This is a genomic window from Massilia litorea, assembly GCF_015101885.1.
Lineage (GTDB): Bacteria > Pseudomonadota > Gammaproteobacteria > Burkholderiales > Burkholderiaceae_D > Telluria > Telluria litorea.
Genome location: NZ_CP062941.1, coordinates 4,733,894 through 4,755,794 on the forward strand (window position 1 = coordinate 4,733,894; position 21,901 = coordinate 4,755,794).

Sequence of the window (21,901 nt, forward strand, 5' to 3'; positions counted from 1 at the left end):
TGATCCATTGCAACGCCGCCCCGTGCGGCGTTTGCCAGAATGGGGTCTTTCCGTCCGGCATCATTGCCGCTTCGAGAGGACCCGATGAGAACCTTCCGCCTTGCCCTCGCGCTCTGCCTGTTCAGCCTGAATCTGCTGCTGGCAAGCTGCGCTTCGACCGGCGGCCCGGTCAGCCTGCAGGAAGTGCGCGAATTCGCGGACGCTTCGGCCAAACTCGGCGGCTATGCCGAGCTCTCGCGCCGCTATCGCGACACCTATGAACGCGAACAGCCTTATCTCCCTGCCTCGGCCGACAAACTGGCGCGCGAAAACGACGCCAAACGGCGCGCCGTGTACGAGGACTTCGTCAGCGTGCAAAAGGCCGTCGTGCTCTACATGCAAACGCTCAGCCTGCTCGCCGGCGATACCCGCTACGACCTCACCGAACGCATCGACGACCTCGGCAACGGCCTGAAGGCGAATGCCGAATCGGGCTTGCAGCAACGCCATATCGCCGCCTACACGGGCCTGACGCGCCTGCTGACGCGGGTGATCGCTTCCGGCTACCAGAACCGCAGCGTCGAGACCATGGTGCGCGACGGCGACGCCGACGTGCAGGTGCTGCTGGAAGCGATGATCTCGCTCACCCGCCTCTACTACAAGACCAACGAGAATGAAAAGAAGACCATCCTCGGCATCTTCGATGTCGAGTTGCCGCTCACCAAGGGTAGCAATGAACGCATGCTGGTCACCCTGGCCAAGGTGCATTACCTGAACAAGGCCAGCGAATACAAGCTGATCGACCGCCGCTACGACCTGGCCTTGCAGGGACTGACCAAGGTGGCGCTCGGGCACCAGAAGCTGCGTGAAAACCTGCACAAGCTGACGCAGGAGGATGTGAAGCGCATGCTCGGCAATTACGGACGCGACCTGCGGATGATCCGCGACGGCCTCGCGGCAGAGTGATTTTCAGGGAGGCGGCATGGGAAGCGATGCGAAGGGAAAGGTCGATCCGGCGGATGCGGCAATCGATGTGCTGGCCGGCGCGGTGGCGGGCGCGGCGACAGCCGACACGGGCGAAGCCGCCGCCGGCACGCCGGCCACCGCGGCAAGCAGCGCGAGCGAGGCGCCGGCCGCGCCGGCCGCGGGCGGCGCCAACGGCGGCCTGGCCAGCGTGCCGCAGATCGTCGAGCTGGCCGACCAGCTCTCGGCCTGCGCCGACCAGCTGCACGAGCGCATCATGCGCGACATCCGCGCCTGGGACGGCGGCATCGTGCCGGCCCATGTGCAGGCGTGCGCGCGTGCCCTGCTGGAAGACGAACTGCTGCTGCGCCAGCGCGCCAACGGCCTGTACGCCGATGCCGCCACCTTCGTCGTCAAGTCGCTCGGCAAGTCGCAGGCGGGCGTGGTGGCGCTGACCACGGCGGCCGCCGAGAAGATCCGCAAGATCGCGCTGATCGGGGACGTGACCGGCCTCGTCGCCGGCCTGTTGAGCCTGGCGGGAGCGGCGTCGACCGGGCAGGCCGCAGCCATCATCCTGGCGCTCGACAAGATCCACACCCACATCAAGGACATCGAGACCCACCGCAAGCCTGCCACGCCCGGCACCAAGAGCCTGTCCCGGTAGGTGGGAGGAACGACTCTCACCTGCCGGGATAGGCTCCAGGCCGGCTTGACCGGCGCACGCGTGCGCCCATGTTCTTCCGGCGCGCATCGCGCTACACTGGTCCCACATCAGTTCATGTGGGAGTAAGCAATGAACGGCTTTCTTACATTCCGGCCAGGCGCGCGGTTTGTCGCCGCGCGGCCATTCCCATGAACGCCCTCGATGCAGGCCAGCTGGCCCAGTTGCGCGCTGCGCTCGAGGCGCAACTGGCCGCGCTCAGCCGCACCGACGAGCCGGCCGAGGCGCATAGCGCGCGCGACCTGCCCGTCTCGGAAGTGGAAACCTCGCCGGCCGACAAGGCCACAGTACGGCTGCTGAACGATCTCGCGCTCGAGGCCGCCGGCCACCATGCGGCCCGCATGCAGGTGCTGCGCCATGCACTGGCGAAGTTCGAAGACGGCAGCTATGGGCAATGCGAGGAGTGCGGCGGCGACATCGGTTTTTCGCGCCTGCAGGCGCGTCCCGAAGCGCGCCTGTGCATCGCCTGCCAGACGCGCTACGAAAAACGCTAGAGCAGTCTGCGTCAGCGAACGATTTCGGGAGGAATCGAGGCGTCGAAATCGGCCCAATCGCCGTCCACGATATTGCCGCGGGCGCGCTCGATCTGGATCGCGCCGAGGCGGCGCAGCACGTCCACCGCGCGCGACTCGTCGCCGGTATCGTCAAAGGCAACGGCCACCAGCATGCCGGCCTTGCGCTGCTCGACCGGCGCCCGCCCGCCCTGCTCGCCTTCGCCGGCTTCCTTCATTTTGGTAAAGCTGAACAGCGAGCCGACGTGGGCGCCCACCAGGCCGCCGACGATGGGGCCGGCCGGCCCGGTCAGCGGCGCCGTCGCAGCGCCGATGGCAGCCCCGACCGCGCCACCGGTGGCGCTGCCCTGCACCACGCCCATCGGCGTTTCCTTGGCGCCCGGGGAATGAAGGTTGTCGCCGCCGATCGGGGTCATGTCGTGCTGTCCCGCCTGGCTCAGGTAAAACGTGCTGACACGTTCCCGCGTGAAGCCGGCCTGGGCCAGTGCCTGGGACGCGGCATCGGCATCGGCCTGGGTTTCAAAATGCCCTGCAATGATGGTGGACATGGGTTTCTCCTGCATTGTTGGTTACCCGAAGCATGCTCCTGCTGGGTTGCTGCCTCTGTACGCAAACGCACGCAGTCTATTGCCACTGCCCGTAGGCCATGTTTCCAAAATCCGGTTCCGGCTCCGGCGCCTGCCAGGCGCGCGGATCGACCCGGTAGTATTTGAGGAACTCCTCGTACAGGGCGGGATGGCGCGCCGCCAGGCGGTGCGGCTGCTCGAAAAAGGCTTCGGTGGCAACCGCGAAGAATTCGGCCGGGCTGGTCGCGCCGTAATGGTCGAGCACGCCTTCGTGGCCGAACCAGGCGTCGTGGCGCAGGGCCGCGAAGTCGCGAGAGAGCACTTCGGACCAGCTGCGATAGCGTTCCTGGCTGCCCAGGTAGGGGGCGCCGTTGGTAGTCCCCGATTCGCTGTCGAGCTGGTGGGCGAATTCGTGCAGGACCACGTTGTGGGAAGGCGGCTCGACCATGCCGGCGCGGCGCACGTGGTCCCAGGACAGGATCACACGGCCGTCGCCCCAGGATTCGCCCAGCAGGTCCTGGCGTTCCTCGGTAACGACGCCGGCCGCGTCGACCTGGCGCCGCGGCACCAGGAAGGCGCCCGGATAGACCAGCACCGCGTTCAGGGTCGGATAGACGGCGTCGCCGCGCGCGCCCATCAGCAGCAGGCAGGCCTGGCCGGCAATCGTCAGGCGCATCTCCTCGGTCATTTCCAGACCGGCGCAGCCGACAAAGGTTTTTTCGTGGAGGAAGCGCCGCACCAGGCGTTCGAGGCGGGCGCGCTGGCCCGCGTCCATCGCCCGGTACTGCGCCACGTTGCGTTCGAGGATGGCGAGCTCGCCGGCCGCCAGCGGCCGCGCCAGGGCGCGCCGCAGGCGCCAGCGCGGGACCGCCCAGGCCAGCAGGCCAGCCGCTGCAAGAAACGAGACCGTCAACAAGGCTTCCATCAGGCGGCTCCTGCCAGGAGAGCAAGCTTCATGCGCCGGCCAGGTGCGCGTCGAGCTCGTCGGCCCCGCCGATCAGGCGCCCGCCGATGAACACTTGCGGCCAGGTCATGCGGCCAGTGATGGCGCGCAGCACGCCGCTATTGATCTTCTGGTCCTGCGAGATATCGGTATAGCGCAACTGGCGTTCCGACAGCGCCGCCTTGGCACGCGCACAGAACGGGCAGCCGGGACGCGAGAACATGACGATCGGCTCGGGTGCGCGCGCCTCCGGATTGATATGGCGCAGCATGGTGTCGGCATCCGAGACCTTGAACGGATCGCCCTCGCCCTCTTCCTCGATGAAGACCTTCTCGATGATGCCGTCACGCACCAGCATCGAATAGCGCCAGGACCGCATGCCGAAGCCGAGATCGCGCTTGTCGACCAGCATGCCCATGCCGCGCGCGAAATCACCGTTCCCGTCAGGGATGAAGGTGATGCCGTCCGCTTCCTGGCCCTGCTTCCACTCGTTCATCACGAAGGCGTCGTTGACGGACAGGCAGAGGATGTCGTCCACGCCATTTTCGCGAAACACCCCGGAGAGTTCATTGAAACGCGGCAAATGGGTCGAGGAACAGGTCGGCGTGTAGGCGCCCGGCAGGGAGAACACGACGACGGTCTTGCCCTTGAATAGCTCGTCGGTCGTGAGGTCGCGCCACTGGTTGTCGGGACGCGCCTTGAACGTGACCTGCGGTACGGGTTTTCCTTCCAGCGATTCGGCAGTTGGCAGCATGGGGACTCCTCATATGGTCGGTGATGCGGCCAGGTTGACCGCTTCGCCCGCAGTTGGGGCCTGTTGCCGGGTTTTCAATGTTCCCCGTTCGGCGCCGGCCACGCGAACAAGGACGTAAACGGCAAACGCCGCGCAGTGCGCGGCGTTTGCTTTGACGACAGCGATCGTCGGTTACGGAAAGGCGCCCCGGGTCTCCACCGCGGCGTCTTCCGGCAGAGATTTATTTGGCGATCTGGCTCGGTGCCGGGCCAAACAGGGCGGCGACCAGCGGATCGCGGGTGACCGGGCTGCGGTTCACGCGGATGGCGTAGTGGGTGTCGTCGGCCAGGATGTGGAAGTGGCGGCCGCTGCCGGCCATGCTCTGCTCGCGCAGGCCTGGACGTTCCTTGCGCGGGGCGACGCCTTCGCGCTTCGGCTGGCAGATCGCGGCCAGGAAGGCCTTCACGCGTTCCTGGTCGGGGCAGATCTGGTAGACGGCCTTGCCCAGGTAGGTGGCGGTGCCTTCGATGTAGCGGGCCAGTTCGATCACGCCGGCTTCGCGCAGGTCGCGGATGTACTTGCGTGCGCCCGACGGCGAGAATTTCAGGAACCATGCGATTTCGTCGGCCAGCATTTCGTGGGTCGACAGTTCGTTGATCAGCTTTTGCATGTTCTCGATCCGACGCTGCGTGGCAGAGGTCGACCGCACGCGCTCGATCGGCGCCAGCGAAATGGGCGCGCGTTCGGTTGGCTGTGGCGGGACGCGTTCGATCAGCGCTGAATTGCTAGAAGTGTGCACTGCGCCGATGTCGCTTTGCACCGCGTTGTGATGAGTCGTTGCATGCATGTTGGTGTACTCCAAAAATTGAGAGAGACAGGGAGGTCCGGGTCGCTGTGTGTGGTCTGACACTCCGACAACACCTCGGGTTCCGCTTAACTGGCCTCAAGATTGCCTGCGTCAGCCCTGCCGGTCTGTGCGCCATCCCACATTGCCAAAATTCCTTTAAGCATTTTTTTAAAAATGCTTTGAGGAAACTCATCCTGGTCTTGCAAGCCGCTCAATTGTCGTAAATAAACAACATTTCTGAAAAAATATTTTACTCTCCGAAATAAATTATTCAACTGACATTTCAAGCACCCTCTATATAGAGCGATTTTTCGCCACGAACATTCTGTTGTAAATTTGTCACTCATCAGTAACCCTGAGTGCGCTAGCGCACCGATGCTTGGGAACCCAGCCTCGTATTATTCGTCCAACATCACTGTCAAGCACGCGATGTAACCCTACCTTTTCAACTAATGGGAGTTTCCTGTGAACAATACGAAGAAGATCGCCCTGGCCGTGGCCATGCTGTGCGCCGCCGGTTCCACGCTGGCCCAAGAAATCAACCCGTCCTGGTACATCCAGCCGAGCGTCGTCGGCATGAAGCCGGACGCGGACTTTGGCGTGGACGACAAGGACTGGGGCGGTGGCCTGAAGTTCGGTAAAGCCATCAACCAGTACTGGGACGTCCAGTTCGGTGGCACCCACGTCCGTACCGAAGACGGCCCGGCCCGCTATCGCCAGACCCTGGTCGGTGTTGACGGCCTGCTGATGCTGTCGCGCAACAAAGTTCGTCCGTTCATCCTGGTCGGCGCCGGCGTCGAGCGCGACAAGGTGGAAAATCCTCTGCGTAACGTGAGCAAGAACTCGCCATACTGGACCGCCGGCCTCGGCGTCCAGGCGACCCTGACCCCGCAATGGTCGCTGCAGGCCGACATCCGTTCGGTGCGCAGCAACCTGCGCCACGACGAGCTGTATGGCTTCAACAAGCCAAACAACAAGTACGTCACCATCGGCCTGAACTACGCGTTCAACCCGCCGCCAGCGCCACCGGCACCAGTGATGGCACCGGCACCAGTGGCCGAAGCCCCGGCTCCGGCACCAGCACCGGCACCGGTCGTGCCGCCACCGGCACGTTTCGAGAAGGTCACCCTGTCGACCACCGAACTGTTCGCCTTCAACAGCGCCGAGCTGAGCATGCCGCAGCCTAAGCTGGACGAGATCGCTGCCGCCCTGCAAGCCGACCCGAGCATCACCGACGTCGACATCACCGGCTACGCCGACCGCCTGGGTTCGGACAAGTACAACCTGAAGCTGTCGCAGCGCCGCGCCGACGCCGTGCGTGCTTACCTGGTCGGCAAGGGTGTCGACGGTGGCCGCCTGAAAGCCTACGGCAAGGGTGAAGCCAACCCGGTCGTGACCTGCACCGAGAAAAACCGTGCCGCTCTGATCAAGTGCCTGGAACCGAACCGCCGCGTCGAAGTCGAACAGATCACGATCGAAAAGCGCGTTCAGTAATCGGCATCTCAGCCGCCACTCCGTCCCTGCGGCGGAGCGGCGCACTGTAATGTGGCCTGAGGGGTACTCGGCCCGCTCAACCTCGCGTTGTACGACGACAGGTTGAAACGGGGCTCAGTGCCCCTTTTTCTTTTTTCGGAGAATCGGTATGGATACGGTCGATAATGACAAGAAACAGTGGTTCCCCTTCTCCCGCCAGATTGCCCACATCATGAAATGCGCGGTGACGGAGTGGATGGCGCACCGTGCCGCCAGCAAGGGCGCGGCCCTCGCCTTCTATACGCTGTTCTCGATGGCGCCGATCTTGGTGCTGGTGATTGCCGTCGCCGGCTTCTTCTATGGCGCGGAAGCGGCGCAGGGGCAGCTGCTCAACGAGTTGCGCGGGCTGGTCGGCAAGGAAGGCGCGGAGACGATCCAGGCCATCCTGGCCGGCGCGCGCAACAAGGAAAGCGGCAAGATCGCCACCATGATCGCGACCGGGCTGCTGCTGGTCGGCGCCACCAGCGTGTTTGCCGAACTGAAGGACAGCCTCGACGAAATCTGGGACGTGCCGGCGCCGAAGGATGCCAGCTGGTGGGACACGGTGCGTACCCGCGTGCTCTCGTTCGGCCTGATCCTCGTGCTGGGCTTCCTGCTGCTGGTGTCCCTCGTCATCAGCGCGGCGATGGCCGTGGTCGAGAACTATCTCGGCGGCATGTGGAAGGACTCTGCCGTGATCATGGGCTGGATTTCCTCGTGCATCGGTTTCCTGGTGATCGCCACGATGTTCGGGGTGATCTACAAGCTGCTGCCGCGCATCAAGCTGTCCTGGCATGACGTGATCATCGGCGCGCTCGGCACCGCGGCCATGTTCACGCTCGGTAAGTTCCTGATCGGCCTGTACATCGGCAACAGCGGCGCCGCCAGCAGCTTTGGGGCGGCCGGTTCGCTGATTGCACTGTTGCTGTGGGTGTATTACTCGGCCCAGATCTTCTTCCTCGGCGCCGAGTTCGCCCGCCAGTATGCGCTGCAGCTGGGGAGTTTGCGGCACAAGCCGGACCGTGAAACCGGGGCGAAGCACGTCGAACGGATGGCGTGAACGCCTGGATGGATTGAAAACGGCGCGGATCCAATGGGTCCGCGCCGTTTTTGCACGTTGGCGGAGAAGGTGATCGCCCCCCTACTCGCCCAACAACTCCGCCACGACCTCCATCCCCTCGACCCGCTCGGCCACCGTCTTGATGATCATGACGACCGGCACCCCGAGCAACAATCCCCACATCCCCCATAGCCAGCCCCAGAACAGCAGGCTGACAAACACGGCCGCCGGATTCATCTTGGCGATCTTGCCCGTCATCCAGGTGGCGACCACCATGCCGACCAGCGTGGCGATGGCCATCGAGGCGCCGGCGACCAGGATCACCATGCGCAGCGATTCGAACTGGAGGAAGGCGACCAGGCCCGTGGCAGTGGTGATCAGGAGCGGGCCGAAGTACGGCATGATGTGCGTGACGCCGGCGAAAATGGCCCAGGCCCCGGCATTCTCCAGGCCGATGGCACGCAGCGCTACCCACATCATCAGCGCCAGCAGGATGTTCGTGACCAGAAGCATGAACATATAGTTCTGCACGGTGGTATTGATGTCGTCCAGGATGTGGACCGTCACTTTTTTACGCGTCAGCGAGGGACCGGTCAGCTTGACCAGCTTGCGCTTGAAGGTGTCCCCGGCGAGCAGCAGGAAAAACACGAGGAAGAGCACCATCGTGGCCTGGGTGATGAAGGAGGCCAGGCCCACGGAGCCCGCGAGCAGCCAGTCGGTGACGCGGAAGGCCGGAGCATGCGGTTGCGACACGGTCGGGCGGCGCTGGACCAGGCGTGCGTCCTTGTTCTGGCCGACGCTGGCAGTGGCCTGTTCGATCTCGGCCGCCGCCTTCTGCACCTGCTGGATGGTCGACTGGCCGGTGGCGACGGACGCGAGCAGCTTGGTGACCTTGTGCGTCAACGTGGGCAGCTCGTCGATGATGTTGAAGAATTCGTCCTGCACGCGGTACATGGTGGCCCCGAGTCCACCGATCAAAACGGCGGTGACGAGGGTCGCGCCGATGGCGCGCTTGATATGGATGCGCTCGAGCCAGCGCACGAGGGGGCTGAGCGTGTAAGCGATGAAGATGCCGAGCAGGAGGGGCACGAAGAATTTCTGTGCCCATTGCAGGGAGAATACGAAGGCGACGGTGGCCAGGATGCCGAGCGCGACGCCGCGTGCGTTGACGTGGATGGGCAGGCGCAGGCTGCCGGATTGGAGGGCAAGTTCGTCGCCCGCGCCGGAGTGGGTCTCCGGCTGGACGATGTCGGCCACGACGGCCGACGGTGCCTCTTGGGCGGCGGGGTTGTTTGGCTCGGTGGAAACCGAGCCTGGACTGGCGAGATGCATGTGTTTGCCGATAAAAAGTTGCCAGACCGCCGCCCAGCGGCGGGGATTACTTCACGCGGATGTCGTTCTTGACCGAGGTCACACCCTTGACGCCGCGAGCGACCTGAACGGCGCGCTGCGCATCGGCTGGCTGCGACACGAAGCCCGACAGCTGGACGTCGCCCTTGAAGGTCTCGACATTGATTTCGGTTGCCTTGACGGTTGGGTCGGCAGCGAAGGCGGCCTTCACCTTGCCGGTGATGACGCTGTCGTCGACGTATTCGCCGGCGCTTTCCTTCGTTGGGCTCGATGCGCAACCGACCATGGTGAAGGCGAGCGCGCCGGTGAAGATGGCGGTGGCGAGACGTTGGGTGATTTTCATGATGTATCCCTTTCTTTCGTTGGTCAAAGTCAATTTGCTCATGTGAGCGAATCCGGTACGTTACTTGCCGTACGCGGTTTTTGCGGCGTCGACGCACTGGTCTTTCGCCGCGCCGGCAAACGCGTCGCACTTCTCGAGTGCGACCCGGTATTCCGCCGTCAGTTTGTCTTCACGCGCATTGCTGCGCGCTTCGATCATCTTGCGATCCGCGGTGGCATCGGCCTGGGCGGCGATCAGGGTCGCCTTGGCCTGCTTGATGCACACGTCACGGTTGTTGCCCGTTACCGCGCCGCAGCGCGCCTTGTCGCGATCGTAGTTCGCGTCGGCGATGCGCATGCGGGCCTGGGTATAGGCTTTCAATGTGTTCTTGTAGGCGGCGCCCGCCTCTTCTTCGACGCGCACGCGCTCGGCTTTCGCCTCGGCTACGCAGACGTCGCGCGGATTGCCGGTGACGAGGTCGCAGCGGGCACGCGCCGCCTTGTAGTTCGCGGCCGCCGTGTCGCGCGCCGTGTTGTAGGCGGTCTTGGCGTCGGGAACCGTCTGGGCCCGGCCATGCGCAGACCACAGCAGGGCTGCGCCGATGATCAGTAAAGCGTGGACATTTCTCATTTTCGTTGTCATGTTCTTGTTCTCCCGATTCTGCTTTGTTGCGTGACCTTGATTGATGTTTTACGCCGATCCCGTCGCGTTCTCTGTTCGCTGTCGAACACAACAGAACATGTTGTTTAGATAATGCCAATCTGGCAATTCACGGTGCGTCATCGCACAGACCCCCATCTTGCGCAGTCGTATTCTTGACTCACACCTTTTTGCCAGGAGAACAATATGAAGACACCACGTACCCTCGCCGCCACCGCCGTCGCCGCCGCCGCCCTACTCTCGGGCTGCGCCAGCTCGCCCTCGTACAACGATAGCTACGGCAACAATGGCTACCGCAGCGGTTACAACAACACCGCGTCGATGGGCTACGGCGTCATCGAATCGATCCAGGTGACCCAGGCCGACGGCGCACGCACGAGCGGCGCCGGTGCCATCGTTGGCGGCCTGGTGGGCGCGCTGGCCGGTAACCAGGTCGGCAGCGGCACCGGCCGTACCGCCGCCACCGTCGCCGGCGGCGTTGCCGGCGCGGCCATCGGCAACAACGTCGAGAAGAACCGCAATGCGGGCGGCGGCCAGGAGATGTACCAGGTAAACGTGCGCATGGACAACGGCGAATACCGCACCGTGGTTCAGGACAACGTCTACGACCTGCGCGTCGGCAACCGCGTGCGCCTGGTCGACGGCCGCGCCTACCGCTACTGATCGGGACGGAGCGTGCAGCCAATACCAGGCACTGCGTACGCTGCACGCATCGCTTGATGCATTGACGGGCCGGCCTTGCCGGCCCGTTTCATTTCGTGGAGGTGAAGATGGATGCATGGACCAATACCCGCCGCATGCTGGCGGCCTGCCTGTTGACCGGCGCATGCGCCATGGCCGGCGCGCAGACCAGCAACGACGCGCTGGTCGCGCCGGCTGCGGCAAGCAAACAGGCGCAGGAAATCGCACGCGGCGATCCGGCGCGCTGGTACCGGGAAGACGCGACCGCCCAGCAGCAGTGGAAGACGCGCCAGAAGGAAATCGGCGCCGCGCTCGACGAGGCGAAGCGCGCCTGCCGCCAGGAGCCGGCCGCGCAGCGCGCCGGCTGCCTGAAGGCGGCGCAGGAGACATACAAGGAAGAAATGGCCAGCGCGCGTACGGAAGCCGGCGCGCAGGCGGGATCGACAACGCGTTAGCAGCGGCGCCAGGCTGCAGGCCAGGAACGCGGTCCACAGGCGCGCTCGACAAAAAAAGACGGCGTCCAATCAATTGATTGCGACGCCGCTCAAGCCCCACCATATTCTGTGCAAAACGCGTTCGGTAGCAGCAAATCATACCAACTGCACACACCGCCTGCGCTCACTGACCTGCGTTACCGGCAAAATCTTTCGGATGACAGCCAAGGCCGCCATCCGGCCATGCTCAGATTTCCTGCTGCGCGCGGCGCCGCTTCATGTACCAGCCGGCGACACTGGCCAGCACGACACCCGCGAGCGCCTGCTTGCCCATGCGGCGCTGGCGCACGAAATTGAATGCGGTCAGCGCATACGGCATCAGCACCGAGATACTCGTGCCTGTGGGTTTCAGCAGAGCATCAGCCCGGGCCCGCAAAGCCCATGTCGCATGGTCTAGAGCAGAATGTAACATGACTTCGGGCCGCGCGCCGTGCTTTACCTGTGCCTTCGCGTAGGTGACGCCGGCACGGTAGAACTCGCCTTCGCGCAGCAGCTCGGCCTTGCGCGTCGCCGGATCGCGGCTGTGCTTGTGGCCGGCCAGTCCGGTCGGCTCGTCCCGGTCGTGCTTGTGATCGTGCTTATGATCGTGCTTATCCATGTTCCCTCCCCTGTAAGTGCCCGCTCACAGCAGCGCGTCGCGGTCGTGACGAAGTTCGTTCATCGTTTCCGGGAAGGCGAGCTTGCCTTGCTTGAGCATGGCCATTCCCTTCATCACGAGGACGATCGTGATCACCAAAAACACCAGGAACATCACCAGCAGGATCTTCCAGCCCCAGCTATCCCAGGCCAGCATCACGATAGTCGCGGTGCCATAGGCCAGCGCGAACCACACGGCGAGAACGGCGCCGGCGAAGATCGCCAGCAGCTCGATCACGTGGTTACGCACTTCCGACATCTCGAGTGCCGCCAATTCCACGCGGGACACGACGAGGCCGAACAGGTTTTTCGCCAGGCCGGAGATGCCGCCCATGAGTCCGGGACCATGCACGACGGTTTCGGTCTTTTCCATGGCGTTCTCTCCGGCGCGAATTATTTACGACCCAGGTAAATGCCGACCAGCAGGCCGACGCTCGCTGCGGCAGCGACGGTGCGCCACGGGTTGTCTTTAACGTAGACATCCGCGGTCTCTGCCAGTTCCTTGCTCTTGATGACGGCTTGACCCTGGTACTGGCTGGCCTTGCCCATTGCGCGGTCCAGCAATTCCATGCCGCGGGTGCGCAGCTCGTCGGCCTTGACGCCGGTCAGCGAAGCGGCGGCGGTCAGCAGCGCCTGGGCGTCCTTGACCAGGACCTTCATGTCGGCGCCTGCGGCCTGGATGCCGTCGTCGATCGAGCGGCTGGTGCGGGTGGTATCTAGCATGGTGAACTCCTGTTGTTGGTTATGGTTTGAAAATGAAATCGGTGTCCGGCGAATCAACGGACAAGAAAGTCGTGCATGTCGTCGGCGTGCTCTTCCTCGACCGCAAGGATCTCGATCAGCATCTGCTTCGTGGTCGGATCCTTGTCGCCGATCGCCTGGATCATCTGGCGGTAGGACTCGATGGCGACGCGCTCGGCGATCAGGTCGGCGCGCACCATGGCCTGGGTGTCTTCCGAATCGTCGTACTCGGCGTGCGAACGCGCGGTCAGCGTGGCCGGGTTGAAGTTCGGCGAACCGTTCAGCTGGACGATGCGCTCGGCGATGCGGTCGGCGTGGTCCTGCTCCTGCTGGGCATGCTCGAGGAACTCGGCCTTCAGGGCGCCGTTGTTCGGACCGCTGACGGTGAAATAGTGACGCTTGTAGCGCAGCACGCACAGCAGTTCGGTGGCGAGCGCGTCGTTCAGCATGGCGATGACCGCTTCGCGGTCGGCCGCGTAACCCTCGGTGACGGCGCCGTCATCGAGGTTGGCCGCGGCGCGGCGGATCGCCTCGATGTCGAAGCCATGCGCCAGGGGCGTCTTGCTTTGTTCCATGATGTTTCCTTAAAAGTGCAGATTGATCTTCAGCGGTTGGCCGAACGCGGCGGGATCGGCGCGTTGTCGTTCGACAGCACGATCTCGACGCGGCGGTTCAGCTGGCGGTTCGATGCCGTATCGTTGGCCGCAACCGGGAAGGCTTCACCATACGCCTTCATCGCGATGCGTTCGCGCGCCACGCCCATGCTGCCCAGTGCCATGGCGACCGCATTCGCGCGGCGCTGCGACAGGTTCTGGTTGTAGCTCGAGCTGCCGGTGCTGTCCGTAAACCCTTCGACCAGTACAGTGCGCTCCGGGTTCTGCGCCATCACGTCGGCGAGCTTGCGCAGGGTCGACATTCCGTTTGGTGTCAGGTTCGCCTCGTTGGTGGCGAACAGCACGTCGCCGATGGTAACGACCATGCCACGCTCGGTTTTCTTGGCGTTCAGATCGACCAGCAGGGCTTCGAGCTTGGCGGCGCGTTCGGCCATCATGCGGGTCTGGTCCTGGGCCGTCGCGGCCTGCTGCTGGGCAGTTGCCGCCTGCTGCTGGGCGGCGGCGGCAGCGGTCTGGGCTGCGGCGGCTTCGCGTTTCGCACGCTCGGCCTCGGCAGTGCGCGCTTCGAGGCTGATCTCGGTGCGCTGGCGCGAGGCGTCCGCGATGTTCGCTTCGGCGGCCTTGGCGCGCGCCACTTCCTGGGCAGTTGCGATCTTCTGCTTGGCGATATAGGCCAGGCGGTCGATGTCGCTCAGGCTTTCCTTCTTGGCGGCCGCGGCGTTGGCACGGTCGAGCGCATCGCTGGCTTCCTTGAACTGGAGCGGCGCATAGCTCGAGATCTGCGGATTGTTATTGGCGGCGACGAAATCGGCGCGTGCCTGGTCCAGGGTCGGCGTGGTGGTCGGCGTGGTGCTGCAGGCGGCCAGCAGGATGGCGCTGGCAAAGACGGCCGGCTTCAGGAAACGTGGTGTCATGCTCTTCCCCTTCATGTTTGGCGCGCACTGGGCGCGCCGGCGTTCTTGTGGATGCGGTGCGGCGCGCTGGCGCCGGGCACCGCGGCAAATGCGTGACGCTTACTGCGAGTTGGCGCGGTCGACTTCCTGGCGCAGCACGCGCAGGTCTTCATTGAGCGCGTTCGAGGCGGCGGTGGCCTTGGCGGACGCGGCCTTGCTCTGGGCCAGCTGGGCATCGGCCTGGGCCTGGGTCGCCAGTTCGCGCGCCAGCTTGTAGTCCTTGGCGGCCAGCGCTTCGTTAGCGCGCATCATCTTGGCGCGCGCCGCCGTGATTTCTTCCGGCGCCAGGTCGGCGGCGCCGGCCTGCACTGCGTTGGCCACTGCATTGCGCGACACCGCGACGTCGGCCGTGGCCGGTGCCTTCTGGCTGGCGCAGGCGGAGAGCGCCAGCACGGCGGCTGCCACTGCGACGCGGCCAAGCTGATGCATCGAGCGATTCATGTCCATGTCTTTCTCCTGTAGATTGTAGATGTAAGCAAGTTGTTAACGTTATAAGCCTGTTATCAGCCGAGTTCGGTTCGGTGCCGCACATAGACCGCACATCCCGCCGATGGGACCGTGCCCATCCGGCGCACCGTGCGACACCGCACATTGATGACCACCCCTTTGCGCTAAGCTTGGGCGCAAGACCGATACTCTATGAAGGATCGTCATGCCCGATACTACCGCGCAGCAAGACGCCAGCCACAAGCACGGCGGCAAGAAAAAGAAAATCCTGCTTGGCCTGCTGGCCACCCTGATCGCCATTCCGGTCATCGCCATCATTTTCATCCTCACCTTCGACTGGAACAAGGCGCGTCCCTGGCTAAACGCGAAGGTGAGCGAAGCGATCGAACGGCCGTTCGCGATCCGCGGCAACCTCGCGGTGCAATGGGAAGTGCCGGCCAAGCGCATGGCCAAGGCCGACCGCCACCTGCGCGACTGGCTGCCCTGGCCCCATCTCATCGCCAATGACGTGCACGTCGGCAACCCTGCCAGCATGAAGCAGATGGACATGGCGCGCGTGCGCCAGTTCTCGTTCTCCCTGAATCCCTTCGGCCTGCTGCACCACACGATCGGGATCCCGGTGCTGCGGTTCGAAGCGCCCTATCTCGAACTGCAGCGCACCGACAGCACCCACTACAACTGGGTCTACAGGAAGAAAGAGGAAAAATCGAAGTGGGAGCTCGACCTCGAGCGCGTGGTACTCACCGACGGCGTGGTGCGCGTGGTCGACGCCGTCACGAAGGCCGACATCACGGCCAACGTACGCACGCTCGATAACGATGCGAAATACGGCATCGGCTTCAAGGTCACCGGCACGTATAACGGCGCGCCGGTCACGGGCGGCGGCAAGGTCGGCCAGGTGCTGTCGCTGAAGGATCAGAATACGCCCTACCCGGTCCAGGCCGACATGCGCAGCGGCCCGAGCCGCATCGCAGTCGAAGGCACGGTCACCAGTCCCGCCAAACTGAAGGCGGTCGACCTGCAGCTGGAACTGGCCGGACGCAGCATGGCGCGCCTGTACAACTTTACCGGCATCACGCTGCCCGAGACCCCGGCCTTCTCGACCTCCGGCCACCTGAAGGGCGAGCTCGACCGTGAGCACGGACGCTGGACCTACGACAAGTTCAAGGGCAAGGTCGGCTCGAGCGACATCAACGGCAAGCTGGTGTTCGAGGGCGGCAAGCCGCGTCCCAAGCTGACGGGCAATGTATCGACGCACCAGTTGCTGTTTACCGACCTGGGTCCCCTGATCGGCGGCGACTCGAACGAAAGCAAGAAGGCGCGCGGCGTCGACGCCGTGCAGCCGGGCGGCAAGGTGCTGCCGGTCGAGGAATTCCGCACCGAGCGCTGGACGGCGATCGACGCCGACGTGCGCTATACCGCCGAAAAGATCATCCGCGAAAAGACACTGCCCATCAGTAAACTCTCGACCCACCTGGTCATGAAGGACGGCGTCATCACCCTCGAGCCGCTCGAATTCGGCGTGGCCGGCGGCACGCTGCGCTCGACCATCCGCATGGACGGCAGCGGCAAGGGCAAGAACACGATCGCGGCGACGGCCAAGGTCCAGGCGCGCCACATCCAGATCAAGCAGCTGTTCCCGACCATCGAAAAGATGCAGGCCACCGTCGGCCAGATCAACGGCGACGCCCAGCTGTCGGCCACCGGCAGTTCGGTCGCCGCCCTGCTCGGCTCCTCGAACGGCGAAGTCAAGGCGCTGATCAACCAGGGCACGATCAGCAAGATGCTGCTCGAGGAGATGGGCCTGAACGTGGGCAATATCATCGTCACCAAGCTGTTCGGCGACAAGCAGGTGCAGCTGAACTGCCTGGCCGCCGATTTCGACGTCAACAAGGGCGTGATGCAGTCGCAGGTGTTCGTGGTCGATACGGAGGAAGCGATCATCCGCGTGAACGGCACGGTGAGCCTGGCGAACGAACAGATGGACCTGACGATCAAGCCCGACACCAAGGCCCTGCGCCTGTTCACGCTGCGCGCCCCGCTCTACGTGCGCGGTCCGTTCAGCAAGCCCGACGTCTCGGTCGACAAGGGCGTGCTGGCACTGAAGGCTGGCGGCGCCGCCGTGCTGGCCGCGGCCGCAGCGCCGGTGGCAGCCCTGATCCCGCTGATCAACACCGGACCGGGCGAGAGCAGCCCCTGCGGCCAGCTGGTCGCACTGGCGAAACAGAAGCCGACTGCGCCGCCGCCGGGCAAGGCGAAAGCGCGATGACAGTCGCTTACAAACACTTACATCTACTGATGAGCGAAGGCGTGCATGTGTGTGTTGTCGAACAGACTCTTCCGTCGCTCCGTTTTATTCTGGAGTCATCGCTGAAACAGGTACACGGCATCAAGGACGAAGCATGACGCATTGGAAACCGGCCCTGGCCTTGCTGGGGGCTCTCATGTACGGGGGCACCCTCGCTGGCTGCGGCGGCACCGGCAGCCTGCTGGCACCAGCCGCGGCGGTGGACGATTCCACCATCACGGCCGGCGTGAAACAGGCAATTGGCCGGAGCACGGAACTCAAGGCGGCAGACATCGATGTCGCGACCCGTGAAGGTATTGTCCAGCTGAGCGGCTATGTCGGCTCGGCGGAAAACGTGGCAACCGCAGCATCGGTTGCGCGCACAGTGAAGGGCGTGAAATCGGTCAGGAATGACCTGCGCCTGAAGTAAAACCCACCCAAGGAGATCATTATGAAAAACATCAAACACCTGGCAGTGAGCGCTACCCTGGCTACCCTGGCACTGGGCCTGACCGGTTGTGCCGGCATGTCGCATCAGGACAAGGCCACCGCAGTCGGCGCCGGCGCCGGCGCAGTGATCGGCGGCGCCCTGACCGGCGGCAGTGCAGCAGGCGTGGTCGGCGGCGCAGCTGTCGGCGGCGTGGTCGGCAACCAGGCCGGCAAGACCAACTAAGTTTTCACCACGTAGCACCCCAGGCAAACACACACGAAACGCCCCGCTTGCGTACTGCGCAAGCGGGGCGCGACGTTTGTGGGGATGGTTTCATGCGTGATGGTCCGGGGCGGTGTGCCGTTGCGCATGCGCCGTACCGCGTGGAGTCGGGACTCCACCCTACGATCCGTCGCTGTTCGTAGGGTGGAGTCCTGACTCCACGCGTCAACCTTAGCGCTGTCGAGAAGCCGTTTCGACGGTGACGCTAAACGAACGCGCTCGACAGCGCCCCCGCCCCCGCATCCTTGACGATTTCGTAGCAGGTACACGCCGCCGCCGCCAGCCCTTCGGCATCGAGGATCTCGATATTGCCGCGGCTGTAGATGATCAGCCCCTGCTGCTGCAGCGCGCTGGCTGCCTTGGTGACGCCGACGCGGCGCACGCCCAGGGCGTGCGCCAGGAACTCGTGGGTCAGGTGGAATTTGTCGGACTGCAGGCGGTCGCGGGTGATCAGCAGCGAGCGCGCCAGGCGCGCCTCGAGCACGTGGAAGCGGCTGCAGACGGCGATCTGGATCGCCTGCGCCAGCAGTGTGTCGGTATACCGGTAGAGCACCCGTTGCAGGGCGCCGTTGCGCGCGAATTCGGCGCGGAAGGCGGCGCTGTCCATGCGGCTGGCGCTGCCGGGACGCTGGACCACGGCGCGCACCTGGGCCGTTTCGTGGCCGAGGGCGACGGTGGCGCCGAGCATGCCTTCGCGTCCCACCAGGCCGACCTCGAGCGTCATGCGCCCGCCTGCCACGCCCAGCAGCGAAATCAGGCAATCATGCGGAAAATAGATATACCGGATGGGTTTGCCCGCTTCGCCCAGCACTTCGCCGGCCTCGACGTGAACCTGGTCGAGCATCGGCAACACCTGGGCGAGCTCCTGCGGCGGGAGCGCGGCCAGCAGCAAATTGGCGTTGTGCTCGGCGACGTCGGGAGAAGCTGCAAAGTTCATCGAACCCTCGCGGTAAATGGCAAGCCCGGCCGAAGCCGGGGCGGAAATACGGATACATTTGCAAACAATTTCGATCAGGTTAAATGCTCTGATAGGGGAAGTATGTTCGGTGACGCACGGAATACCTTGTTGTTCCTAGGGACAATCCTTCGCATCGGCCGGCGCCTCGCAGGCCGCCGCGGAAGGCAGACGCCCCACCGCAATTTCACGGAGCACAAGCCATGAACAACACTTCCCCTCCACGCGCCCAGCACCATCCCTTGCTGCTGGTCGCCGCACTCGCCGTCCTGCTGTTCTGCCTGATCGGTACCGCAGCCATCATGGGCTGGATCCCCTCTTCGATCGGCGGCAACACGAACCGTCAGCTGAGCGAAGCCGACCGCGCCGCGCTGGCAGCAAGCATGCCGCCGACCGGCCAGGCCGCGCCTGTCGCGCCCGCCGCCGCCATGGCGCAGCTGGGACCGCAAGGCCCCGCCTACCCGGCCGCACCGGCAGCGCCCGCCTACCCGTCCCAGCAACTGGCCCAGGGCTATGCCCCAGCCCCAAGCCAGGCCTACGCACCCGAACCTGAACCGGCCCCGGCACCACGCACGACCGTGAAACCGAAGCCGGTGCAAATGGCGGCTGCGGAGCCGAAGTCGAACTGGTGCGGCAACTGCGGCAACATCGAATCGGTGCACGCGATCAAGCAGCGCGCCCAGGGCAGCGGTGTCGGCGCGGCCGGCGGCGCCATCCTCGGCGGCCTGCTGGGCAACCAGATCGGCGGCGGCCATGGTCGCCAGCTGGCCACCGTCGCCGGTGCGGTCGGCGGCGCCGTCGTCGGCAACCAGGTCGAGGGCAACATGAAAGCGACGACCAGCTATGAAATCCGCGTCCGCCTGGACGACGGCACCCTGCGCACCTTCCACCAGTCGAGCCAGCCGCAATGGCGTAGCGGCGACCGCGTGCGCATCGTCAAGGGCCACCTGCGCTCCGCCTGATCCCGCTTCAGCTGCACGCCAGAAGCCGGCGCTGCCGGCACCACGATCGAGACCGGCCGTCCCCTGGACCGCCGGTCTTGATTTTTTCCTCAGTGCAACGTGCGCCAGCGCACGGAAATACTGCTGAGCTACCCCGACAATGCGTTTTACGGTAACGCGACCATACGCTGCCGCAATTGACAACTTCGCCAATAACACAATAAGGGGAGCATCATGAACAGCCTTGCATGGATCGGCATCATCGTCTGGGGTCTGCTTATCACTGCTTTCGGACTCGTCTCGGCCACGCCGCCGCTCGAACAGACGGGCGAGCTGGCTGCGCACGACGTCTTTTTCCTCGTCAGCGGGGGGCTGCTCACCTGCCTGATCGGGATCGTCGGCCTGCTCGGTTTCATGGGCTGGATTCCGGGCCTGCAAAGCGCCGGCCGTGCGCAGCGCGGACTTGCGAAATAAACAAAAATTTTGCGCTTAATGTACGCTAGCGAACGGTTGGGTTGAGCAGTGCGGGGGATACTGGATTCACGGCGCCACACCGGCGCAAACCCCCAGTGAGGAGACTCATCATGCTTTACACCATTGCCATTGTTCTGATCGTTTTATGGCTGCTCGGCCTGGTTACCTCGTACACCGTCGGCGGCTTTATCCATATCCTGCTCGTGGTTGCCGTCATCATGATCCTGGTGCGCCTGATCAGCGGTCGAGGCATATAGCACGCCGCATGCAATACCAAATCGGTTGTACCGGGTCTTGTGGAGCGCTAAGCTTCGCATTACCGGGTACCGACCCAGCACCACCGCAGTAGTTGACCAATCCGTTTCGCGGTCGTGCCCGATGGGCGCGCCTACGAAACGGATTTTTCTTTTTTAGGAGAAAATTATGTATTCGAAACTGACCAAATCCGCCATCGCCGCCACCGTCCTTGCCCTCGGCGTCAGCGGCTGTGCCGACATGAACGCCACCCAGCGCGGCACCGCGACCGGCGCCGGCGCCGGCGCCGCCCTCGGTGCGCTGATCGGCGGCACCACCCACGGCGGCGGCGGCGGCCGTGCCGCCAAGGGCGCAGTGATCGGCGGCGCCGCCGGCGCGGTGATCGGCAATATCTGGTCCAAGCGCATGGAGCAGCAGAAGCAGGCAATGGAGCAGGCGACCCGCGGCACCGGCGTGCAAGTGAGCCAGACCTCGGATAACCGCCTGAAACTGGACATCCCGAGCGATGTCTCCTTCGACACCGGCCGCTCCGACATCAAGCCGAACTTCCAGCCGGTGCTGGAACGCTTCGCCACCACCCTGAACGAGAACCCGGCCACCAACGTGGTCATCATCGGCCACACCGACAACACCGGCGGCCCGGGCGTCAACCAGCCGCTGTCGGTCGACCGCGCCGCGCGCACCCGCGACTACCTGGCCGGCCGCGGCGTCAATCCAAGCCGCATCACGATCGAGGGCCGCGGCGAGCGCGAGCCGATTGCCAACAACAACGACAACGCCGGTCGCGCACGCAACCGCCGCGTCGAGATCTACGTCGCCGAACCAGGCCGCGGCTGATCCGCACCCATCGGCAGTGACATGGAAGCCGCCCGGTGACGCCGGGCGGCTTTTTTTACGACGTCAAAACTGTCGTATTGCTGCAAACCCTGCAGCTGCACATCACGAACGAGGACTGAACGCAAGAACGAGAAGACAGGGCGGCGGGATAGTGTTGCTTCGTTACGGCAACATTTACTCTCACCTTCATGCCCGACACCTGCGCTCCGTCCTTGCCTGACAGCGGCCACGAACCGCCTGCCCTCTGGCGTCCCTCCGCGGTCGCGCTCTGGAGCCTGTTCTTCACGCCCGTGTTCGGGTCCTGGCTGCTGATGCACAACTGGCGCGTGCTGGGACAGGCACATGCGGCCAGGGGCGCCCGCCGCTGGCTGCTCGCCAGCCTGGCCGTGCTGGCGCTGGAACTGCTGGCGGGCGCGATTACCGAGCGCGTCAACGGCAATGCGCCGTTTGCGCAGTGGCTGGCCCTGGCCTGGCTCGGCCTGTGGCTGCTGGGCGCGGCGGCGCCGCAGTGGCGCCTGGTGCGCCGCCGCTTCGGCCGGCGCTATGCGCGGCGCGGCTGGAACGGCGCACTGGGCGTGGCGGTGGCCTGGGGCCTCGTTTGCTGGGGCGCGGGCGCAACATTGACCGGCTTGCTGCTGGCGTTCACTTAAGCCTGTCTGGCAATTACCCCTACACGTACGGCCAATCGTTCTCTCATCAAGCACAG

Annotated in this window: 30 protein-coding genes; 15 read left to right on the forward strand and 15 right to left on the reverse strand. The window is 64.5% G+C overall.

The annotated features are described in order from the left end of the window. The first annotated feature begins 84 nt into the window (after positions 1-84). From LPB04_RS21255 to LPB04_RS21265, 3 genes are all read left to right on the forward strand, one after another. Positions 85-945 (forward strand): hypothetical protein, encoded by an 861-nt coding sequence (locus tag LPB04_RS21255; protein WP_193686435.1) that lies wholly within the window; start codon positions 85-87, stop codon positions 943-945. Positions 946-961: 16 nt separating this feature from the next. Further along, positions 962-1,606, forward strand: coding sequence for a hypothetical protein (locus LPB04_RS21260; protein WP_227496522.1), 645 nt, complete (start codon positions 962-964; stop codon positions 1,604-1,606). Between the two features lie 188 nt (positions 1,607-1,794). Beyond that, positions 1,795-2,157, forward strand: coding sequence for a TraR/DksA family transcriptional regulator (locus LPB04_RS21265; RefSeq protein ID WP_193686436.1), 363 nt, complete (start codon positions 1,795-1,797; stop codon positions 2,155-2,157). An 11-nt stretch (positions 2,158-2,168) separates the two neighbouring features. On the opposite strand, the gene LPB04_RS21270 is transcribed toward LPB04_RS21265, so the two are convergent. The 5 genes from LPB04_RS21270 to LPB04_RS21290 form a co-directional block, all read right to left on the reverse strand. Further along, the gene (locus LPB04_RS21270) at positions 2,169-2,723 is read right to left on the reverse strand and encodes a hypothetical protein (RefSeq protein WP_193686437.1); all 555 of its coding nucleotides are present in this window, start codon (positions 2,721-2,723) and stop codon (positions 2,169-2,171) included. Between the two features lie 76 nt (positions 2,724-2,799). Further along, positions 2,800-3,666 (reverse strand): M90 family metallopeptidase, encoded by an 867-nt coding sequence (locus LPB04_RS21275; protein WP_193686438.1) that lies wholly within the window; start codon positions 3,664-3,666, stop codon positions 2,800-2,802. 28 nt (positions 3,667-3,694) lie between these two features. Beyond that, entirely contained in the window at positions 3,695-4,438 is a 744-nt protein-coding gene (locus LPB04_RS21280) for a glutathione peroxidase (RefSeq protein WP_193686439.1), read from the reverse strand. Between the two features lie 220 nt (positions 4,439-4,658). Further along, positions 4,659-5,264 carry a winged helix-turn-helix domain-containing protein gene (locus LPB04_RS21285; protein WP_193686440.1) on the reverse strand — a complete coding sequence of 202 codons (606 nt, stop codon included), beginning with the start codon at positions 5,262-5,264 and terminating at the stop codon, positions 4,659-4,661. Between the two features lie 86 nt (positions 5,265-5,350). Continuing rightward, on the reverse strand, positions 5,351-5,611 hold the full coding sequence (locus tag LPB04_RS21290; RefSeq protein ID WP_193686441.1) for a hypothetical protein: 261 nt from the start codon (positions 5,609-5,611) through the stop codon (positions 5,351-5,353). A 118-nt stretch (positions 5,612-5,729) separates the two neighbouring features. Here LPB04_RS21290 and LPB04_RS21295 point away from each other — a divergent pair, with 118 nt between their 5' ends. Both LPB04_RS21295 and LPB04_RS21300 read left to right on the forward strand, forming a co-directional pair. Further along, complete coding sequence (locus LPB04_RS21295; protein WP_193686442.1) at positions 5,730-6,758, forward strand: OmpA family protein; 1,029 nt, start codon at positions 5,730-5,732, stop codon at positions 6,756-6,758. Positions 6,759-6,906: 148 nt separating this feature from the next. After that, entirely contained in the window at positions 6,907-7,836 is a 930-nt protein-coding gene (locus LPB04_RS21300) for a YihY/virulence factor BrkB family protein (protein ID WP_193686443.1), read from the forward strand. Positions 7,837-7,917: 81 nt separating this feature from the next. Here LPB04_RS21300 and LPB04_RS21305 read toward each other — a convergent pair whose 3' ends face one another. From LPB04_RS21305 to LPB04_RS21315, 3 genes are read right to left on the reverse strand one after another with little or no spacing between them, the layout of a single operon-like run. Further along, positions 7,918-9,168: an AI-2E family transporter gene (locus LPB04_RS21305; protein ID WP_193686444.1), complete on the reverse strand. Its 1,251-nt coding sequence runs from the start codon at positions 9,166-9,168 to the stop codon at positions 7,918-7,920. Positions 9,169-9,214: 46 nt separating this feature from the next. Beyond that, a complete protein-coding gene (locus tag LPB04_RS21310; RefSeq protein ID WP_193686445.1) occupies positions 9,215-9,529 on the reverse strand; it encodes a BON domain-containing protein in 315 nt (104 codons plus the stop codon). Between the two features lie 60 nt (positions 9,530-9,589). Continuing rightward, positions 9,590-10,150, reverse strand: coding sequence for a hypothetical protein (locus LPB04_RS21315; RefSeq protein ID WP_227496523.1), 561 nt, complete (start codon positions 10,148-10,150; stop codon positions 9,590-9,592). A gap of 204 nt (positions 10,151-10,354) precedes the next feature. Here LPB04_RS21315 and LPB04_RS21320 point away from each other — a divergent pair, with 204 nt between their 5' ends. Both LPB04_RS21320 and LPB04_RS21325 read left to right on the forward strand, forming a co-directional pair. Further along, a complete protein-coding gene (locus LPB04_RS21320; RefSeq protein WP_193686446.1) occupies positions 10,355-10,831 on the forward strand; it encodes an outer membrane lipoprotein in 477 nt (158 codons plus the stop codon). Positions 10,832-10,938: 107 nt separating this feature from the next. Then, on the forward strand, positions 10,939-11,304 hold the full coding sequence (locus tag LPB04_RS21325) for a hypothetical protein (RefSeq protein WP_193686447.1): 366 nt from the start codon (positions 10,939-10,941) through the stop codon (positions 11,302-11,304). A 226-nt stretch (positions 11,305-11,530) separates the two neighbouring features. Here LPB04_RS21325 and LPB04_RS21330 read toward each other — a convergent pair whose 3' ends face one another. The 6 genes from LPB04_RS21330 to LPB04_RS21355 all read right to left on the reverse strand — a co-directional run bounded on the left by LPB04_RS21330 (position 11,531) and on the right by LPB04_RS21355 (position 14,728). Next, on the reverse strand, positions 11,531-11,941 hold the full coding sequence (locus tag LPB04_RS21330) for a hypothetical protein (RefSeq protein WP_193686448.1): 411 nt from the start codon (positions 11,939-11,941) through the stop codon (positions 11,531-11,533). A 24-nt stretch (positions 11,942-11,965) separates the two neighbouring features. Then, entirely contained in the window at positions 11,966-12,352 is a 387-nt protein-coding gene (locus LPB04_RS21335; protein ID WP_227496524.1) for a phage holin family protein, read from the reverse strand. A 20-nt stretch (positions 12,353-12,372) separates the two neighbouring features. Then, positions 12,373-12,702, reverse strand: coding sequence for a DUF883 family protein (locus tag LPB04_RS21340; protein WP_193686449.1), 330 nt, complete (start codon positions 12,700-12,702; stop codon positions 12,373-12,375). Between the two features lie 53 nt (positions 12,703-12,755). Continuing rightward, a complete protein-coding gene (locus tag LPB04_RS21345) occupies positions 12,756-13,295 on the reverse strand; it encodes a ferritin-like domain-containing protein (RefSeq protein WP_193686450.1) in 540 nt (179 codons plus the stop codon). Between the two features lie 29 nt (positions 13,296-13,324). Further along, a complete protein-coding gene (locus LPB04_RS21350; RefSeq protein ID WP_193686451.1) occupies positions 13,325-14,248 on the reverse strand; it encodes an OmpA family protein in 924 nt (307 codons plus the stop codon). Between the two features lie 99 nt (positions 14,249-14,347). Next, the gene (locus LPB04_RS21355) at positions 14,348-14,728 is read right to left on the reverse strand and encodes a DUF4398 domain-containing protein (RefSeq protein WP_227496778.1); all 381 of its coding nucleotides are present in this window, start codon (positions 14,726-14,728) and stop codon (positions 14,348-14,350) included. A 211-nt stretch (positions 14,729-14,939) separates the two neighbouring features. On the opposite strand from LPB04_RS21355, the gene LPB04_RS21360 reads away from it, so the two are divergent. The 3 genes from LPB04_RS21360 (at position 14,940) to LPB04_RS21370 (ending at position 17,694) form a co-directional block, all read left to right on the forward strand. Further along, positions 14,940-17,003, forward strand: coding sequence for an AsmA family protein (locus LPB04_RS21360; RefSeq protein WP_193686452.1), 2,064 nt, complete (start codon positions 14,940-14,942; stop codon positions 17,001-17,003). A 133-nt stretch (positions 17,004-17,136) separates the two neighbouring features. Beyond that, positions 17,137-17,451 carry a BON domain-containing protein gene (locus LPB04_RS21365; protein WP_193686453.1) on the forward strand — a complete coding sequence of 105 codons (315 nt, stop codon included), beginning with the start codon at positions 17,137-17,139 and terminating at the stop codon, positions 17,449-17,451. A gap of 21 nt (positions 17,452-17,472) precedes the next feature. Further along, complete coding sequence (locus tag LPB04_RS21370) at positions 17,473-17,694, forward strand: prenyltransferase (RefSeq protein ID WP_193686454.1); 222 nt, start codon at positions 17,473-17,475, stop codon at positions 17,692-17,694. A 244-nt stretch (positions 17,695-17,938) separates the two neighbouring features. Here the strand turns inward: LPB04_RS21370 and LPB04_RS21375 are convergent, their stop codons facing one another. Next, positions 17,939-18,670, reverse strand: a complete 732-nt coding sequence (locus tag LPB04_RS21375) for a Crp/Fnr family transcriptional regulator (protein WP_193686455.1) — start codon at positions 18,668-18,670, stop codon at positions 17,939-17,941. A 221-nt stretch (positions 18,671-18,891) separates the two neighbouring features. On the opposite strand from LPB04_RS21375, the gene LPB04_RS21380 reads away from it, so the two are divergent. The 5 genes from LPB04_RS21380 (at position 18,892) to LPB04_RS21400 (ending at position 21,845) form a co-directional block, all read left to right on the forward strand. Then, positions 18,892-19,650 carry a glycine zipper 2TM domain-containing protein gene (locus tag LPB04_RS21380; RefSeq protein ID WP_193686456.1) on the forward strand — a complete coding sequence of 253 codons (759 nt, stop codon included), beginning with the start codon at positions 18,892-18,894 and terminating at the stop codon, positions 19,648-19,650. A gap of 213 nt (positions 19,651-19,863) precedes the next feature. Further along, positions 19,864-20,103, forward strand: coding sequence for a hypothetical protein (locus LPB04_RS21385; protein WP_193686457.1), 240 nt, complete (start codon positions 19,864-19,866; stop codon positions 20,101-20,103). Between the two features lie 110 nt (positions 20,104-20,213). After that, positions 20,214-20,360 (forward strand): lmo0937 family membrane protein, encoded by a 147-nt coding sequence (locus tag LPB04_RS21390; protein WP_193686458.1) that lies wholly within the window; start codon positions 20,214-20,216, stop codon positions 20,358-20,360. Positions 20,361-20,526: 166 nt separating this feature from the next. After that, entirely contained in the window at positions 20,527-21,195 is a 669-nt protein-coding gene (locus LPB04_RS21395) for an OmpA family protein (protein ID WP_193686459.1), read from the forward strand. Positions 21,196-21,383: 188 nt separating this feature from the next. Continuing rightward, on the forward strand, positions 21,384-21,845 hold the full coding sequence (locus tag LPB04_RS21400) for a hypothetical protein (protein WP_193686460.1): 462 nt from the start codon (positions 21,384-21,386) through the stop codon (positions 21,843-21,845). The last annotated feature ends 56 nt before the right edge of the window (positions 21,846-21,901 follow it).

Bases quoted from the DNA above. Each gene is read 5' to 3' on its own strand.
- LPB04_RS21275 (WP_193686438.1), bottom strand. From the start codon at position 3,666: ATGGAAGCCTTGTTGACGGTCTCGTTTCTTGCAGCGGCTGGCCTGCTG.
- LPB04_RS21355 (WP_227496778.1), bottom strand. From the start codon at position 14,728: ATGAATCGCTCGATGCATCAGCTTGGCCGCGTCGCAGTGGCAGCCGCC.
- LPB04_RS21325 (WP_193686447.1), top strand. From the start codon at position 10,939: ATGGATGCATGGACCAATACCCGCCGCATGCTGGCGGCCTGCCTGTTG.
- LPB04_RS21345 (WP_193686450.1), bottom strand. From the start codon at position 13,295: ATGGAACAAAGCAAGACGCCCCTGGCGCATGGCTTCGACATCGAGGCG.
- LPB04_RS21290 (WP_193686441.1), bottom strand. From the start codon at position 5,611: ATGAGTGACAAATTTACAACAGAATGTTCGTGGCGAAAAATCGCTCTA.
- LPB04_RS21320 (WP_193686446.1), top strand. From the start codon at position 10,355: ATGAAGACACCACGTACCCTCGCCGCCACCGCCGTCGCCGCCGCCGCC.
- LPB04_RS21360 (WP_193686452.1), top strand. From the start codon at position 14,940: ATGCCCGATACTACCGCGCAGCAAGACGCCAGCCACAAGCACGGCGGC.
- LPB04_RS21365 (WP_193686453.1), top strand. From the start codon at position 17,137: ATGACGCATTGGAAACCGGCCCTGGCCTTGCTGGGGGCTCTCATGTAC.
- LPB04_RS21300 (WP_193686443.1), top strand. From the start codon at position 6,907: ATGGATACGGTCGATAATGACAAGAAACAGTGGTTCCCCTTCTCCCGC.
- LPB04_RS21390 (WP_193686458.1), top strand. From the start codon at position 20,214: ATGCTTTACACCATTGCCATTGTTCTGATCGTTTTATGGCTGCTCGGC.
- LPB04_RS21265 (WP_193686436.1), top strand. From the start codon at position 1,795: ATGAACGCCCTCGATGCAGGCCAGCTGGCCCAGTTGCGCGCTGCGCTC.
- LPB04_RS21260 (WP_227496522.1), top strand. From the start codon at position 962: ATGGGAAGCGATGCGAAGGGAAAGGTCGATCCGGCGGATGCGGCAATC.
- LPB04_RS21340 (WP_193686449.1), bottom strand. From the start codon at position 12,702: ATGCTAGATACCACCCGCACCAGCCGCTCGATCGACGACGGCATCCAG.
- LPB04_RS21400 (WP_193686460.1), top strand. From the start codon at position 21,384: ATGCCCGACACCTGCGCTCCGTCCTTGCCTGACAGCGGCCACGAACCG.
- LPB04_RS21310 (WP_193686445.1), bottom strand. From the start codon at position 9,529: ATGAAAATCACCCAACGTCTCGCCACCGCCATCTTCACCGGCGCGCTC.
- LPB04_RS21395 (WP_193686459.1), top strand. From the start codon at position 20,527: ATGTATTCGAAACTGACCAAATCCGCCATCGCCGCCACCGTCCTTGCC.
- LPB04_RS21380 (WP_193686456.1), top strand. From the start codon at position 18,892: ATGAACAACACTTCCCCTCCACGCGCCCAGCACCATCCCTTGCTGCTG.
- LPB04_RS21385 (WP_193686457.1), top strand. From the start codon at position 19,864: ATGAACAGCCTTGCATGGATCGGCATCATCGTCTGGGGTCTGCTTATC.
- LPB04_RS21335 (WP_227496524.1), bottom strand. From the start codon at position 12,352: ATGGAAAAGACCGAAACCGTCGTGCATGGTCCCGGACTCATGGGCGGC.
- LPB04_RS21330 (WP_193686448.1), bottom strand. From the start codon at position 11,941: ATGGATAAGCACGATCATAAGCACGATCACAAGCACGACCGGGACGAG.
- LPB04_RS21315 (WP_227496523.1), bottom strand. From the start codon at position 10,150: ATGACAACGAAAATGAGAAATGTCCACGCTTTACTGATCATCGGCGCA.
- LPB04_RS21375 (WP_193686455.1), bottom strand. From the start codon at position 18,670: ATGAACTTTGCAGCTTCTCCCGACGTCGCCGAGCACAACGCCAATTTG.
- LPB04_RS21255 (WP_193686435.1), top strand. From the start codon at position 85: ATGAGAACCTTCCGCCTTGCCCTCGCGCTCTGCCTGTTCAGCCTGAAT.
- LPB04_RS21370 (WP_193686454.1), top strand. From the start codon at position 17,473: ATGAAAAACATCAAACACCTGGCAGTGAGCGCTACCCTGGCTACCCTG.
- LPB04_RS21285 (WP_193686440.1), bottom strand. From the start codon at position 5,264: ATGCATGCAACGACTCATCACAACGCGGTGCAAAGCGACATCGGCGCA.
- LPB04_RS21280 (WP_193686439.1), bottom strand. From the start codon at position 4,438: ATGCTGCCAACTGCCGAATCGCTGGAAGGAAAACCCGTACCGCAGGTC.
- LPB04_RS21350 (WP_193686451.1), bottom strand. From the start codon at position 14,248: ATGACACCACGTTTCCTGAAGCCGGCCGTCTTTGCCAGCGCCATCCTG.
- LPB04_RS21305 (WP_193686444.1), bottom strand. From the start codon at position 9,168: ATGCATCTCGCCAGTCCAGGCTCGGTTTCCACCGAGCCAAACAACCCC.
- LPB04_RS21270 (WP_193686437.1), bottom strand. From the start codon at position 2,723: ATGTCCACCATCATTGCAGGGCATTTTGAAACCCAGGCCGATGCCGAT.